This window comes from Thermoflexus sp. (assembly GCF_042408815.1).
Taxonomy (GTDB): Bacteria; Chloroflexota; Anaerolineae; order Thermoflexales; family Thermoflexaceae; genus Thermoflexus.
In genome coordinates, this window is the sequence record NZ_JBHOQR010000014.1 from 18,692 (window position 1) to 32,913 (window position 14,222).

Annotated in this window: 12 protein-coding genes and 2 pseudogenes; 8 read left to right on the top strand and 6 right to left on the bottom strand. The window is 64.4% G+C overall.

Annotated features, from left to right (window positions below; genetic code table 11):
• Positions 1 to 2: 2 nt before the first annotated feature.
• The 4 genes from ACFMO3_RS04675 (at position 3) to ACFMO3_RS04690 (ending at position 7,581) form a co-directional block, all read left to right on the top strand.
• The gene (locus ACFMO3_RS04675) at positions 3 to 2,243 is read left to right on the top strand and encodes a xanthine dehydrogenase family protein molybdopterin-binding subunit (RefSeq protein WP_376789276.1); all 2,241 of its coding nucleotides are present in this window, start codon (positions 3 to 5) and stop codon (positions 2,241 to 2,243) included.
• Positions 2,244 to 2,455: 212 nt separating this feature from the next.
• Complete coding sequence (gene priA / locus ACFMO3_RS04680; RefSeq protein ID WP_376789277.1) at positions 2,456 to 5,026, top strand: primosomal protein N'; 2,571 nt, start codon at positions 2,456 to 2,458, stop codon at positions 5,024 to 5,026.
• A 92-nt stretch (positions 5,027 to 5,118) separates the two neighbouring features.
• Positions 5,119 to 6,540 (top strand): 30S ribosomal protein S12 methylthiotransferase RimO, encoded by a 1,422-nt coding sequence (gene rimO / locus ACFMO3_RS04685; protein ID WP_376789278.1) that lies wholly within the window; start codon positions 5,119 to 5,121, stop codon positions 6,538 to 6,540.
• A gap of 363 nt (positions 6,541 to 6,903) precedes the next feature.
• Positions 6,904 to 7,581: a pyrimidine 5'-nucleotidase gene (locus ACFMO3_RS04690; protein ID WP_376789279.1), complete on the top strand. Its 678-nt coding sequence runs from the start codon at positions 6,904 to 6,906 to the stop codon at positions 7,579 to 7,581.
• Positions 7,582 to 7,604: 23 nt separating this feature from the next.
• Here ACFMO3_RS04690 and ACFMO3_RS04695 read toward each other — a convergent pair whose 3' ends face one another.
• Entirely contained in the window at positions 7,605 to 8,420 is an 816-nt protein-coding gene (locus ACFMO3_RS04695; RefSeq protein WP_376789280.1) for an SDR family NAD(P)-dependent oxidoreductase, read from the bottom strand.
• A 199-nt stretch (positions 8,421 to 8,619) separates the two neighbouring features.
• On the opposite strand from ACFMO3_RS04695, the gene ACFMO3_RS04700 reads away from it, so the two are divergent.
• The 4 genes from ACFMO3_RS04700 to ACFMO3_RS04715 all read left to right on the top strand — a co-directional run bounded on the left by ACFMO3_RS04700 (position 8,620) and on the right by ACFMO3_RS04715 (position 11,747).
• The gene (locus ACFMO3_RS04700) at positions 8,620 to 9,510 is read left to right on the top strand and encodes an MBL fold metallo-hydrolase (RefSeq protein WP_376789281.1); all 891 of its coding nucleotides are present in this window, start codon (positions 8,620 to 8,622) and stop codon (positions 9,508 to 9,510) included.
• A complete protein-coding gene (locus ACFMO3_RS04705) occupies positions 9,507 to 10,337 on the top strand; it encodes an indole-3-glycerol-phosphate synthase (RefSeq protein ID WP_376789282.1) in 831 nt (276 codons plus the stop codon). The genes ACFMO3_RS04700 and ACFMO3_RS04705 overlap by 4 nt, the downstream gene beginning before the upstream one ends.
• Before the next feature lie 160 nt (positions 10,338 to 10,497).
• Positions 10,498 to 11,127 carry a DNA-3-methyladenine glycosylase gene (locus ACFMO3_RS04710; protein WP_376789283.1) on the top strand — a complete coding sequence of 210 codons (630 nt, stop codon included), beginning with the start codon at positions 10,498 to 10,500 and terminating at the stop codon, positions 11,125 to 11,127.
• Between the two features lie 155 nt (positions 11,128 to 11,282).
• Positions 11,283 to 11,747: an EVE domain-containing protein gene (locus ACFMO3_RS04715; protein WP_376789284.1), complete on the top strand. Its 465-nt coding sequence runs from the start codon at positions 11,283 to 11,285 to the stop codon at positions 11,745 to 11,747.
• A gap of 22 nt (positions 11,748 to 11,769) precedes the next feature.
• Here the strand turns inward: ACFMO3_RS04715 and ACFMO3_RS04720 are convergent, their stop codons facing one another.
• The 5 genes and pseudogenes from ACFMO3_RS04720 to ACFMO3_RS04740 form a co-directional block, all read right to left on the bottom strand.
• Positions 11,770 to 11,958, bottom strand: coding sequence for a glycosyltransferase (locus ACFMO3_RS04720; protein ID WP_376789285.1), 189 nt, complete (start codon positions 11,956 to 11,958; stop codon positions 11,770 to 11,772).
• Positions 11,959 to 12,148: 190 nt separating this feature from the next.
• Positions 12,149 to 12,280: pseudogene (locus tag ACFMO3_RS04725) on the bottom strand (glycosyl transferase family 1); the annotation flags it as partial.
• 17 nt (positions 12,281 to 12,297) lie between these two features.
• A pseudogene (locus ACFMO3_RS04730) lies at positions 12,298 to 12,450 on the bottom strand (hypothetical protein); the annotation flags it as partial.
• On the bottom strand, positions 12,435 to 13,265 hold the full coding sequence (locus ACFMO3_RS04735; RefSeq protein ID WP_376789286.1) for a carbohydrate ABC transporter permease: 831 nt from the start codon (positions 13,263 to 13,265) through the stop codon (positions 12,435 to 12,437). The pseudogene ACFMO3_RS04730 and the gene ACFMO3_RS04735, both read right to left, overlap by 16 nt.
• 6 nt (positions 13,266 to 13,271) lie before the next feature.
• On the bottom strand, positions 13,272 to 14,180 hold the full coding sequence (locus tag ACFMO3_RS04740; RefSeq protein ID WP_376789287.1) for a carbohydrate ABC transporter permease: 909 nt from the start codon (positions 14,178 to 14,180) through the stop codon (positions 13,272 to 13,274).
• Positions 14,181 to 14,222 lie beyond the last annotated feature (42 nt).

Genomic DNA, 14,222 nt, shown 5'->3' on the forward strand with positions numbered 1-14,222 from the left:
CTATGGCCATCGGGATCTCCATCCCGCGGATAGACGCAGAAGGAAAGGTTACCGGTCGGACTCCCTATCCGGGAGATCTGGATCTACCCGGACAGCTGTTCCTGAAGGTGAAATGGGCGGGTCGGGCCCCGGCCCGGATTCGGCGAATCGATACACGCCGGGCGGAGGCATTGCCGGGCGTGACGGCGGTGTTCACCGCGAAGGATGTGCCGGTGAACGAATACGGTCTGATTTACTTCGATCAACCGGTGATCTGTGGACCGGGGAGCAAGCCGGGGGCGGATGTGGTTCGCTACGAGGGGGATGTGGTCGCCCTGGTGGCCGCGGAAAGCGAGACCATCGCGGCCCGGGCGGTCGATCTCATTGAAGTGGAATACGAGGATCTCCCCGGCGTCTATGATCCCGAGGAGGCCCTGCGCCCGGGCGCCCCGCAGGTTCACCCGGATTATCCGGGGAACTTGCTGTGCCATTACCGAATCCGCCAGGGAGATGTGGAGGCGGCCTTCCGGGAGGCGGCGGTGATCGTGGAGGGAACCTACCGGACGCCGTTCCAGGAACACGCCTACCTCCAACCGGAGGCAGGGGTTGCCTATATCGATGAGGAGGGACGCATCACGGTGGTGACCGCTGGGCAGTGGGCCCACGAGGATCGCCATCAGATCGCCCATGCCCTGGGGCTCCCCGAGGATCGGATCCGGGTAATCTACGTAGCGATCGGCGGGGCCTTCGGCGGCCGGGAGGATATGTCGGTGCAGATCCTCCTGGCTCTGGCGGCATGGAAGCTGGGCCGCCCGGTGAAAATTCTCTGGAGCCGCGAGGAATCCATCATCGGCCATCACAAGCGCCACCCGGTGGTGGCCAGGGTGCGCTGGGCGGCGAATCGGGAGGGGCGATTGCTGGCGGTGGAGGCCGATGTAATCGCCGACGTCGGCGCCTATGCGTATACCTCCACCAAGGTCCTGGGCAACATCACTATGTCGATCTGCGGCCCCTACGAGGTCCCCAACGTTCGGGTCGATATCCGGGGGGCGCTCACGAACAACCCCCCCACCGGAGCGATGCGAGGCTTCGGAGCGCCTCAAGCCCTCTTCATCGCGGAGACCCAGATGAACAAACTCGCCCAAGCCCTGGGGATGGATCCAGTCGAGATCCGCTTGAAAAACGCATGGCGCGATGGCTCTCGCATGCCCACCGGCGGGATCGTCCCGGAGGGGGTGAGCCTTCCCGAAGTCATCCAAGCATGTGCTCGGGCGGCCGGCTGGCGCCAGACGGCGAGCGGCTGGATCCGGCCGGAGGCACCCTCCTCAACGGATCCGACGAAACGATACGGCTGGGGGTTCGCCTGCGGTTTCAAGAACATCGCCTACAGCTTCGGCTTCCCGGAGCATTGCTGGGCCCGCGTGGAGCTGCACGGCGACGCCCATATCGAGAAGGCCATCGTCTTCCACGCCGGCGCCGACGTGGGACAGGGAGCCCATACGGTGATGATCCAGATGGCGGCCGAGGCCCTCGGGGTGCCGCCGGAGCGGATCGAACTGCGCGCCTCGGATACCGCCTTCACGGAAAGCTCGGGGAGCTCCTCCGCCTCCCGCATGACCTTTATGGCGGGCCACGCTATCCGGGGCGCAGCGGAACGGGCCCTGGCCGCATGGCGCAACGAGGAGCGGCCAGCCGTCGGTGAATTCACCTACCGGCCAGTGCGCACCTTCCCCTTTGATCCGGAGACAGGCTTCTCCGAACGCCCCAACGTGACCTACGGCTACGTCGCCGAGGCGGTCCTCGTCGAGGTGGATGGGGAGACCGGTCAGGTGCGGCCGGTGAAGGTGATCTGCGCGGATGATGTGGGGCGGGCGGTGAATCCGCTCAGCGTCATGGGTCAGATCGAGGGCGGGATCGTGCAGGCCGTCGGTTACGCCATCACTGAGAATTTCATCGTGCAGCAGGGTCGTATCCTCACCCGCCACCTCAGCACCTATCTGATCCCCGGGATCTACGATATTCCTGAAGAGATCGAAAGCCTGATCCTCGAGCACCCGGACCCATTGGGCCCATGGGGGGTCAGGGGGATGGCTGAGATGCCCTTCCTGCCGCTGGCCCCTGCCCTCATCGCGGCCGTTCACGATGCCACGGGCGTCTGGTTCGAGGCGTTCCCATTGACCCCGGACCGGGTCTATGCGGGGTTGTATCCCGATCGGGTGAAAGGAACGGCCATCCGCAAAGAGGGGCCCAAACAGGCCCCCTGAACGAAAGCCATGCGGCTGGCCCCTTATATCCGGGAAGAAACCCTCCGGCCCTCCCGGGTGGAGCCCAGCGGCGCCCGGAAAGAGGTTCCAGGCTCTTCCATGGTCTCCGGGAGGTCCGTGATTTCCCGACCTGGTGCCATCAGAAGGGGTAGGAGAGAGGAGGAGATCCGCCTCCCCCTTCTCGAGAGGGGATTTTCAGCGAGTAGATTCCGATGGCTCTGGAGATCGCTGTCCTCGCCGCCAGCGCAGCCTATGCCGGCGGTCTTTTCATCTACGAAGAGCCCGAGGGCCCGGATGGTCATCTCCGGCCCGGGCACCTCGTGCTGGTGCCGTTCGGGCGAAGCGGGCGGCCCGAGCCGGGGATTGTGCTACGCCGGATCTCAGGAAGGAGCCCCGCCCCTCCCCAAAAGGGCGACCGGATGGAGAACGGCCACGCCCGGAAAGTGGTGCTGCGCTGTCTGGAAGAGGCCCCCATTCTGGACCCCCCGCGCCTGGAATGGGCGGCCTGGCTGAGCCAGACATATCTGGCTCCGATCAATGAGTGCCTTCGCCTGATGATCCCCTCCGGCCTGATCCCCCGACGAGAGCCGGTCTATGAGCGGGTCTCCGGCCCCACGGGCGGGGAACGGGAACAAGCAGTGGCGGTCTCGTTCGCGGAACATGTTCTGCTCACCGCGCTGGCGGAGGGACCGCTGACCCATAGCGAGGCGCATGCCGTCCTGCGGGATTTCCCCCTGGCGGAACGGCGACGCGCGCTCCAGCGCTTGCTCCAGCGGGGATGGATCCGGCGGAGCTGGCGAATCGGTGAACGCCGTCCTCCGATGTTCCGCTGGGTTCGCTTGAAAACCCTACCGGATCCGACCTTCCGCCTGGGACGAAACCGGGCGGTGAGCGAGCGCCGACAGCGGTTGCTGGAGTATCTCCAACAAATGGCGCGGCCATTGCCAGCCGATTGGCTGCAGGCGGAGACCGGCTGCCGCGCGCATGATCTGCAACAGCTGGCCCGCTGGGGCTTCCTGGAGCTCTTCGAACAGCCGGCGTGGGAAACCTTCGATCCTTACCCGGTTCCGGAGGAGCCGCCGAATCTGACCCCCGACCAGGCGCTGGCATGGCGATCGATCGCCCGAGCCCTGGAGGCCGGGCGGTTCCACGCCTTCCTGCTCCACGGGATCACCGGCAGCGGGAAAACCGAGCTCTACCTGCGGGCTGTGGCGGAGACCCTGCGTCGGGGGAAGGGGGCGATCGTCCTGGTGCCGGAACTGGCCTTGACCCCCCAGACGGCGCGCCGCTTTGAAGCGCGCTTCCCGGGCCAGGTCGTCATCTGGACCGGCGGGCTCTCTCCGGCTCAGGAACGGGCTTTGTGGGAGCGGGTGCGTCGTCGCCATGCCCGGGTGATCGTGGGCACTCGCTCTGCCCTTTTCATTCCCATCCCCGATCTGGGGTTGATCGTCATCGACGAGGCCCATGATCCGAGCTACAAGCAGGACATCCAGCCCCACATCCCCTATCTCCTGCCCGCCTACCATGCGGTGGACGCCGCGCTGGCCCTGGCCCGCCTGGTGGAGGCGGTGGTCATCCTGGGCACCGCGACGCCCGGGGTGGAGCTGCGCCATCTGGCGGAACGGGGCGTGCTCGAGGAGTTGACTCTCCCCCGCCGCCTGCGCGGGTATCGCCAGCGGCTGATGGAGCAGGCCCGACAATTCGGGGCATCCCTCGATCGGTTTGTGGAGGTGGAGACCGAAGCCCTGGAGAGCGGCCTGCCACCGGTTGAGCTTGTGGATATGCGACAGGAGCTGAAAGCCGGGAACACCGGCATCTTCAGCCGGGTGCTGGAGAAAGCCCTCGATCAGGTGCTCCGCCACGGACAGCAGGCGATCCTGTTCCTGAACCGGCGGGGAGCTGCGCCCTTTCTGTTTTGCCGGGATTGCGGGCATTTGATCCGATGTGCCCGCTGTGATCTCCCCCTTGCGGAGCACCTTCATCCCACCCGCTGGATCTGTCATCATTGCGGCGCGGTGGAGAAACCAGACGCTCGCTGTCCCCAATGCGGATCCCGGCGGCTGAAGGGCATGGGCATTGGCACACAGGCGGTGGAAGAAGCGGTGCGGAAACGCTGGCCCAATGCCCGCGTGCTGCGCTGGGATCTGGACGCCGCCCCAACTCGCGCTGCCCATGCGTTGATCTGGCAGCGTTTCGCCAACGGGGAGGCGGATGTCCTGATCGGGACCCAGGTGCTAACCAAGGGGCTGGATCTACCCCTGGTGACCCTGGTGGGAGTGATCCTGGCCGACGTGGGGTTAGGGCTGCCGGATTTCCGGGCTGCCGAGCGGACCTTCCAGCTGCTGATCCAGGTGGCCGGCCGGGCAGGACGAGGGATCTTCGGAGGGCGGGTGATCCTTCAGACTTACCGGCCGGATCATCCGGCGATTGCCGCAGCGGCGCGTTATGATTTAGAATGGTTTTATCGCAAAGAACTGGCCTTCCGGAAGGCCCACGGATACCCACCCTTCCAGCGCCTGGTCCGTCTGCTTTACTGGCATGCGGATCCAGAGCGGGCCCAGGAGGCGGCGGAGCGGATGGGGGAGGCCCTGCGCCATCACCTGGAACGAAAAGGGGCCCCTCCCACCGCGATGATCGGCCCGGCCCCATGCTATTTCAGTCGTCTGCGGGGGCTTTACCGGTGGCAGATCCTCCTTCGAGGGCCTGATCCGGTGGCCTGGCTTCGGGATTTCCCGCTGCCGCCGGATTGGCGGGTGGATGTGGATCCTCTGGATGTCCTGTGACAGAACCCGTCTCCAACTCCCCAAAGGGAGTTCCATAGACGCTTGCCCATCCGGCCCTGCGCCGGAAGGATCACAACGGCGGAGCGTGGACGATGCCCAGGGCCTTCGCATCCCGCAAACGCTATCACCTGATCACGCTGGGCTGCGCGAAGAACGTGGTGGACTCCGCCAGCATGGCCCAGCTGCTGGAGGAAGCCGGGTATGAGTCCGTGGATCGCCCGGCCCGGGCGGACGTGCTCATTGTGAACACCTGCGGCTTCATCGAAGCCGCCCGGCAGGAATCCCTTCAAGTGTTGCGGGAGCTGGCGGCCCGCAAGAAGAAAGGGCAACTGCTCATCGCCGCCGGATGCCTCGCCCAGCGGTGGGGAGCCCGCCTGGTGGAGGAGGTGCCCGGGATCGATGGGGTCATCGGCACCCGGCAATGGATGGATATCCTGGAGTTCATGGAGGCCCTGCGCGGGCGCTCCGCCCCGGAGCCTCTTTTCCACCTCCCCGAGGAGGGACCGATCCGCCGGGAGGAACGCGGCGTGTTGCGGGCCGCGGTGCAGGGGGTGAGTGCCTATCTGAAGATCGCCGATGGATGCCGCCGCCCCTGTGCCTTCTGCGCCATCCCCTTGATCAAGGGTCCGGCCGTCAGCCGTCCGCCGGAAGTTATCTGGGCGGAGGCCCGACGGCTGGTGGACCAAGGGGTGCGGGAGCTCATCCTCATCGCCCAGGACACCACGGATTACGGCCATGATCTGGGGATGCGAGATGGGCTGCCTACCTTGATCGAGGGCCTGGCCCAACGGGTTCCAGAAGTGAAATGGATTCGCATTATGTATGCCTACCCAGGCGCCATCTCCGATCGCCTGATCGAAGGGATGGCCCGCTATCCCCAGGTGGCCCATTATCTGGATCTGCCGCTACAGCACGGCCATCCCGCCGTCCTGCGCCGGATGCGCCGTCCGGCAAATATCGAGTGGGTCTATCGCACCATCGAGAAGCTCCGGAAGGCCATGCCCGATATTGCGATCCGCACGACCTTCATCGTGGGCTATCCTGGGGAGACCGAGGAGGAGTTCGAGGCGCTGATCCGGTTCCTTCAGGATCTGGAGTTCGACCGCGTCGGGTGTTTTACGTATTCTTACGAGCCGGAGACCCCTTCGGCCCGGCAACCCGGCCATCTCCCGGAGGAAGTCAAACAGGAGCGTTATGAGCGGCTGATGGCAGCCCAGCAGCCGATCTCCCTCCGCAAGAACCAGGCGCTGGTCGGGAAAACCCTGGAGGTGCTGATCGAGGGGGTGGGAGACGGCCTGAGTGTGGGGCGGACGTATCGGGATGCCCCGGAAATCGATGGCCTGGTGCTGGTGGAAGGGGAATGGCCCGTGGGCCAGTTCCTCCCGGTGCGAATTACCGGTGCGATGACCTATGACCTCATCGGCGTGGTGGAAACTGCCCCTTCTCGGGATCGGGAAACTCCCTTTCGAATTCCGCTCACTCCTTCCCCGATCCCACGACATCCATCCCCATGAAACCCCTACGAGGGATCGGGGCGATCATCCCGATCCCCAGGCTTCAGGTCGATTCCTGCGGCCTGTCGATCCCACCATCCTGAACTCCCAGGGGTGTTCCCGAAAATCCCCTTCTATCCTCGTTACATCCTCCCCCGGAACGAAGGCCACGGCCCGGCCCGAAAAGGCGATGGCCAGCCAGATCGTTGCCGACCGCTCCCCCTGCTCTACCTCCGCCAGTGCCCATCGCATGGTGCGGCCCTCAGGGCCGAAAGGAGACTTTTCCCCGCTGTCCTCTTCGCCCGGATTTTGGCCAAACTCCTGCCTCGCATTAAACTGAATATCCCCGCGACGAAGGAGAAACATGGAAGGGGGAAGTCGGCCATGGGCGGCCTCCGGTTGCGCTATCTGATCCTGGACCTGGACGATACGCTGTATCCCCGCCGCTCCGGGTTAATGGATCTCATCAGTGAGCGGATCGGCCGCTACATGGTGGAGCGTCTGGGATTTCCCCCTGCTGAGGCGGAAGCGCTGCGGCAGCGCTACTACACCCAGTATGGGACCACCCTGCGGGGGCTGATGGAGGAACATTCCATCGACCCCGAGGATTATCTCGCTTACGTCCACGATGTGCCGCTCGAGGCCTATATCCAGCCCAATCCCGCCCTGGATCGGATGCTGGGCCGGATCCCTCTGACGAAGGTGATCTTCACGAACGCCAGCGAGGAGCATGCGCGGCGGGTGATCGAGCGTCTGGGGATCGCCCACCACTTCCCGATCATCCTGGATGTGCGTCGCCTGGAATATTACAACAAGCCGGACCCCGAGGCTTACCGGCGGATCCTCCAGCACCTGCGGGCCCAGGGGCCGGAATGCATCTTCGTGGATGACTCGGCTCGCAACCTCCGCCCGGCGCGAGCGCTGGGGATGATCACCATCCTCGTGGATGACCAGACGGAGGACGGGGTGGACTTCCACGTCCCGGACATCCTGAGCATCGAGCCGGTGATCCGGCGACTGCTCCTGGAGCGCAACGGAGATGTGAAAAACGATTTCGCATGACCCGGCCCCGGGGTGGGGCCGCTTCATTCGCTTCCCTCGCCCCGAGCTTTCTCCAGATGGCGTAGCCACGCGCGGCCCTGCCGTGCAGCCCCCCAATCGACCAGGCGAGGGAGCGCCCGGTTGATCCAGATGACCGGGACGTAGCGGGCGGGGATCACGATCTCGGGCACCGGCCGGCGCAAGGCCCGGGCGATCGCCCGGGCGATCGCTTCAGGGTTCAGCCCCCCGGGCACTTCACCGGGATCCACCGCCAGCCCGCTGGCGGCCTGTCCGAACTCCGTGCGAACCGGCCCCGGGCTGATCACAGTGACGTGAATGCCGTAGGGCTCCAGCTCACGTCGCAACCCCTCACTGAATCCCACCACGGCGAACTTCGTGGCGGAATAGACCGTGAGAGGCGGGGTGGAGATATGCCCGGCGACGGAGGCGACGTTGATGATATGACCGCGCCCCAGCCGTCGCATGCCCGGCAACACCAGCTGCACCAAATGGATCACCGCCAGGATATTCACCTGGAACATCCGCTCGATCACCTCCCAGGGAGTCTGGGCCACGGTCCCGTAGTAGCCGAAGCCCGCGTTGTTAATCAGCACCTCCACCGGGCCCCATGCCTCCTCCGCTTGGCGCACCAGGGCCTGACGGTCAGAGCAGCTGGCCAGGTCCGCGGGGATCACCAGGGCGGCGCCGCCTTGAGCGCGGATCTCCTGAGCCAAGGCCTCCAGGCGATCCCGGCGCCGGGCAGTCAGGATCACGCGCATGCCCTGGCGGGCCAGCCACCGAGCGGTGGCCGCTCCAATTCCACTGCTTGCCCCCGTGATCAGAACGGTCGGCTCTCCCATATGCCTCTCCCAGGATGGAACTCGACTGCACCCTCTCGACCTGTGATTAGGATACAAGCGGGCTCGGATTCTGGAAAAGTCGGATGTTGTTGACGATCTCAGGGCGTCCTCTTAAAATGCGTGCTGTGAGCCATGATCCCATTAGACCCGTGGAACACCCGCCTGGGATCGGGAATTTCCGAGGAGATCACGTCCGCCTATGCAACGGGATCGAATTACCGATGACATTTATGTCCTCACCAGCGACCAGTATGCCCAGGTGAACGCGGGGGTGGTCCTCGCCTCCGAGGGGGTCGTGGTGATCGATACCCTTCCATTTCCCGAGGAAACGCAGGAAATCCTCAGGCTCGTGGAGAAAGAAGCCGCAGGGCGTCCGATCTATCTGGTCCTCACCCATTATCACACGGATCACACCTTTGGTGCGTGTTTCTTTCCGAAGGCGATCGCCATCGCCCATATCCTTTGCCGAAAGCGCCTGGAAGAACATGGGGAAGAGGCCCTTCGGAAGGCGAAAGCGCAGGACCCTGCCTTTGCTCCGTTGAGCCTTCGCCTTCCTGAGGTCGTTGTGGAAGAAGGCGACCTCCTGCTGCGTCTGGGGAACAAAACGCTGCAGCTGTTCCACGCGCCCGGTCACTCCTCGGATGGGCTGGCCGTCTATGTTCGTGAGGATCGAATTCTTTTCACCGGAGATGTCATGATGCCCATCCCTTACATCGTGGATGGCGATATCGAGCAGACCATTGCCACCCTTCAGCGCTTCCGGGAGCTTCAGATCGAGATCATGGTCCCCGGCCACGGCGAGCCGATCCTTCGGGGGGAGGTGCTGGACGCGATTCAGGCCAACATCAATTACCTGAACACGATTGTGAGCGAGGTTCGACGCTACCTCCAGCAGGGGAAGCCCCGGGAAGCGCTGCGGGAACTGGATGTGGAAAGCTGTGGGATCCCCCGCATTGCCCTGAACGGCCTGGCCCCGCAGCTGCACCACCGCAACCTGATCGCGCTGTATCAGCGCCTCAGCTCAGAGGTCCGGCCCGCCTCCAGGGCGCGGGCCGCCAAAACCTCCTCACGCTCCTCCAGGGTCTTATGAGCGTTTGGGAACGGGCCCGACGGCGCGGCCGCTTCCTGGAGTTGATTCTGGAAGATAAGCGGGAGGAGCTGGCGCGACGACGGCGCGTGCTGGATGAAGGGACCTTGCGCCTGCAAACCCGCCTGTGGCCTGCCCCCATTCCCCTTCGAACCGTCCTTCCCGATCCCCAGAGCCGGCTCCGCCCCGTGGTCGCCCTGATGCGAGCTGCCCCCTTCCATGGCCTGCTACGCCCCTCTTATGATCCGGTCCGCCTCGCTCTCTCCCTGGCGACTCGTGGGATCGCCGCCCTCGTGGTCATGACCGACGCGCGTTACTATCAGGGCCGCCTGGAACATCTGGCAGCGGTGAAACAGGCCCTGCTCCGCCGGCGGCTGAGCATCCCGGTGATCCGCCACGATTTTTTCCTCGATCCCTTCCAGGCACTGGAGGCCCGGGCCTTCGGGGCCGACGCCATCTGGATCAGCATGGGCATGCTGAGCCCCTCTGGCCTTCGAGCCCTTCTGGAAGCCGCTGCGGAATGCGGCCTGGAGGTCCTGGCGGAGGTTCGAACCGAGGCTGAAGTGGAAGCTGCCCAGGCGGCTGGCCTGGATGCCCTCATTGTCCAGCGGCGGGACTGGCGGACCTTTGAGGTGGATCCCACGCTGCCTGCGCGGCTGCATTCGCTGCTCCCCAGGGAGGCCATTCGGATCGTCGCTGGAGGGATCTCCACCCGCCAGGAGATCGAAGAAATCCAGGCGCTGGGCTTTCATGCGGTGATTTTCGAGGAACCCCTCCTGAGCGCTCGGGATCCCATGACCCGTTTGAGCGAGCTGGGCTTCGGATCCTGAACCGAACTTCCATGGTGGGGCTCCGATGAGCAAGGCGGGGTAGCCCCTCCCCCGAGCCTTTCAGGCCCCGGGGAAGAGGGGAAAAATATTCTTTGGGATGGAGGTGTCTGCAGCGCCCCGATCCCCCAAAAGGACACTCTTCTTCCCGCATGAGCTGGCCATGCGAGGCGCCCTTTCCAAACCGCCGGTTCCAGAGACGATGCAACGGCTACCCCGCACGTTCTTCGAGCGGCCCACCTTAGAGGTCGCCCGGGATCTCCTGGGGCGACGCCTCGTGCATCTGGTCCGTGGACATCGGATCTCGGGGCGCATTGTGGAGGTAGAGGCTTACATCGGAGAGGATGACCAGGCCTGCCATGCCGCCGTCGGTCGCACCGCTCGCAATGCGGTGATGTATGGCCCGCCCGGACATGCTTATGTCTATATGATCTACGGCCAGCACTATTGCCTGAACGTCGTCACGGAACCGGAAGGCTTCCCGGCGGCTATTCTGATCCGGGCGCTGGAGCCCGAGGAGGGGCTCTTATGGATCGCCCGTCGGCGCCCCGGGATCCCGGAGCGGGACTGGTTGCGAGGCCCCGGGCGGGTCTGCGCCGGGCTGGGCATCGACCGGAGGCTGAACGGCCACGACCTGTGCGCGCCAGATGCCCGGCTCTGGCTCGAGATCGGAGAGCCCATTCCCGATGATCAGGTGGCCACAAGCCCCCGCGTCCGGGTGCGCGGGGATCTCCTCGCCCGCACCCGACCATGGCGGTTTTATATTCGAGATCACCCATGCGTGTCGGATTAGCGCCTCGTCCCGTGATGATTTCAGGATACAGACCGCCTGGAACCCGGAAGGGGCAGAAGCCCCCCTTCCCCTTTTCTGCGCGGGCAGGCCGCCGAAGCCGCCCGCCCGCGCGACAGCTCCACTCGAAAAAGCATGATGACCGCGCGGGGTGGGCGGTGGCCAGCACTTCCGCAGGGCGGTGGCACTGGCGGGACTTCTTTCAGAACCCGGCGGAGGAAGGGCCGAACTGGGGAGGTCGGGAATGGATCCGCTCGCCGGTCTCATGGGCCCGGATCCGGGAGATGCGGAAGGGAGATATTGTGGTAGCCTACCAGGCCGGCGAGGGGATCATCGGTCTGGCCCGGCTGGCCTCGGATGGCTACCCGGAGGTGGAAGGGGGGCCTTATGATACCTTTGACCTGGCCCCGGCCCCCACCGTATGGCTCCATGAGCCCGTTCCTCTTTTCCTGGTGCGCCAGATCCCTCAGGCGCGCGCTCACTTCGAGTTCCTCCGCGTTCACCACGGCACAGTTTTCCGGATCACCCCAGAGGGCTTTGAGGCCCTTTTACATCGGATCCGCACGCTGAACCCGGAGCAGGCTCCGGAGCTCCAGAGGTTCCTGGAGGAACGCAATGGGTGAGTTCTTCCTTAACCGGCATGGGTCAGTGAGCGTGCCCATCCAGGAGCGATCGGAGCAGCATCAGTTCATCCCGCAGAGCCCAGGTGCAGAGGAAGCGCTGTCGCACATGTTCCCGGCCTCGCTCTCCTAGCGCCCGGGCTTTCTCCGGGTGGGCCAGCAACTCCATCGCCCTCGCCGCGCACTCCTCCACGCTGCTCACCAGGAATCCCACGGGGATCCTTCCATGGATCGAAGCGGGAGACCTGCAGAAGCAGGGGCCGGTTCACATCCACCCCGAACCGGGCCACGATAGCCCGTGCTTCCCCCAGATCTATCATCGCGTTTTCGGGGGAGAGGGGATCGATGGTCGAGGGGATGATGGCCACTCGGGAGACCGGAAAGCCGGGCCCCACGTATCCCGCCATGGTGAAAACCGCCGCATCGTAAACAGCAAGAAAGGGGAACAGGAACGCCCAGAAAGCCCAATTCGGGGTGCTGGTATCGATATGACAGCGCCAGATCCAGAACCGGGCCCCGCGGCGTTCCCGCAGCAGGTGAGGTCCATCCCCTGGAGGCCGTTAGGCATCGCCTTGGTGACCCGGAAGAAGGCATCGTTCCCGTGGATTATCTGCCACTCCGCCTCCAGGCCGAGATCCCGCAGCAAGGGAATATGGGTGGCCAGGATCTCGGCCACTCCCCTGCCGATCCCTATTTCAGGGTCCACCCAATCAGGCCCCGAATGTAATAGCGCTGGAGCAGGGCGAACACCAGGATCGGCACACTCATGGTCAGGATGGAAGCCGCGGTCAGCACGCCCCAATCGATATGATACTGGCCCCGCAACAAGGGAATGCGCTGGGTGGCCACCAGCATATCTGGATCATAGATCAGGATCAGGGCCATGAAGAAATCGTTCCAGGCCCAGGTCAGTTGCAAGGCAGCGGCTGAGGCCAGGCCAGGCAGGCTGAGAGGCAGCACCATCCGGGTGAAGATCTGAAACCGGTTCGCTCCATCCAGGCTGGCCGCCTCTTCGATCTCCGGCGGCAGGGTGGAGAAATAGTTCCGCAGAAAGAGGATCACCCAGGGCAGCGCCCACGCCGTGTGCACCAGGATCAGCCCGAGATAGCTGTTGATCAGCCCCAGATCCCGCAGGAACCGGAAGAGGGGAACAGCCACCATCTGCTGAGGGATCGCCATCAGGAGAACGATTGTCAGGAAGAGGGGATCCCGCAGCGGGAAGGGGAAACGAAGCAACGCGTAAGCGGCCATCGCCCCGATGAATATCGGCAGAACCGTGGCCGGGATGACCACTACCAAGGAGTTGCGGATCCCCTGTCCGATAGGGGCGGTGGGATGGTTCCATGCTTTCAGGAAGTTATCCAGGGAGACAGTAAAGGAAGAGAACTGCCACCACCCGTGGATCAGCTCGCTCTGGGGACGCAGAGCGCTCATCAAGATGCCGATGAAGGGGACAATCCAGATCAGGCCCACTCCCCATGCCAGCACGTTCACCGCCAGTTCCCGTCCCCACCGCCGCATCGCGCTTCACTCCGGAGAACGTGTAGTCCGCACGAACCAGAGGCCGACGATCAGCGTGAAGAGCGTCAGCAGGGTGGCCACCGCCGCCGCCCGATGGAACTCCAGGGCCCGGAAGGCGTAGAAATACATCTGGAGGGCGAGCACCATGGTGGCCCCACCCGGGCCGCCCAGCGTCGCCGTGTAGACGATGTCGAAGATCTTCAACTCCCAGAGGACCGTCATGGCCACGATCACCATGGTGACCGGGCGGAGGCTGGGGATAGTGATATACCAGAACTGCTGAAGAGGGCCTGCTCCATCCACGGCGGCGGCCTCATAGTAATCGCGCGGGATCGTCGCCAGGCCGGCGCTGTAAAGGATCATGCTGAACCCGACCCAGAGCCAGACGGACCCGAGGATCAACGCCGGCAATGCCGTCTCTGGGTAAGCCGTCCAGCTCCGCCCCAGCTCCGTCAGCCCCACCGCCCGCAGGATCGCGGTGGCGATCCCGGCGTTCTCATCGAACAGGAAGCGAATGATCACACCCCCGACAATCATTGGCGTGACCATCCCCAGGAAGATGATGGATTTAAGAAAGGTAGCCCCCCAGACCCGATCCAGCAACACCGCCAAGATCAAACCTAATCCGATCGTCAGCGGAAGATGGAGCAGGATCCACACCGCATTGTGGACGATGGAGCCCCACGGGGGCGGACCGGGTGGGAAGCCTGGGAGATTGAAGGTGTCCGGATCGGAGAGGACCTGAACGAAATTCCGCAGGCCCACAAAGTCCCCCTGCCGGTCCGTGAAGCTGAGGGCGATGGTCTGCAAAGCGGGGAGGATGATAAAGAAGAGGATAAGAAGCAGGGCCGGTGCGGTGAACCCCAGAAAACTTCCCCAGCGCCCGATTCGCTTCCACCCTCGCCATGTCCGCATGGTCCCCGGCTCCGGATCTGAATTTAGAATTCAGAGGAACAG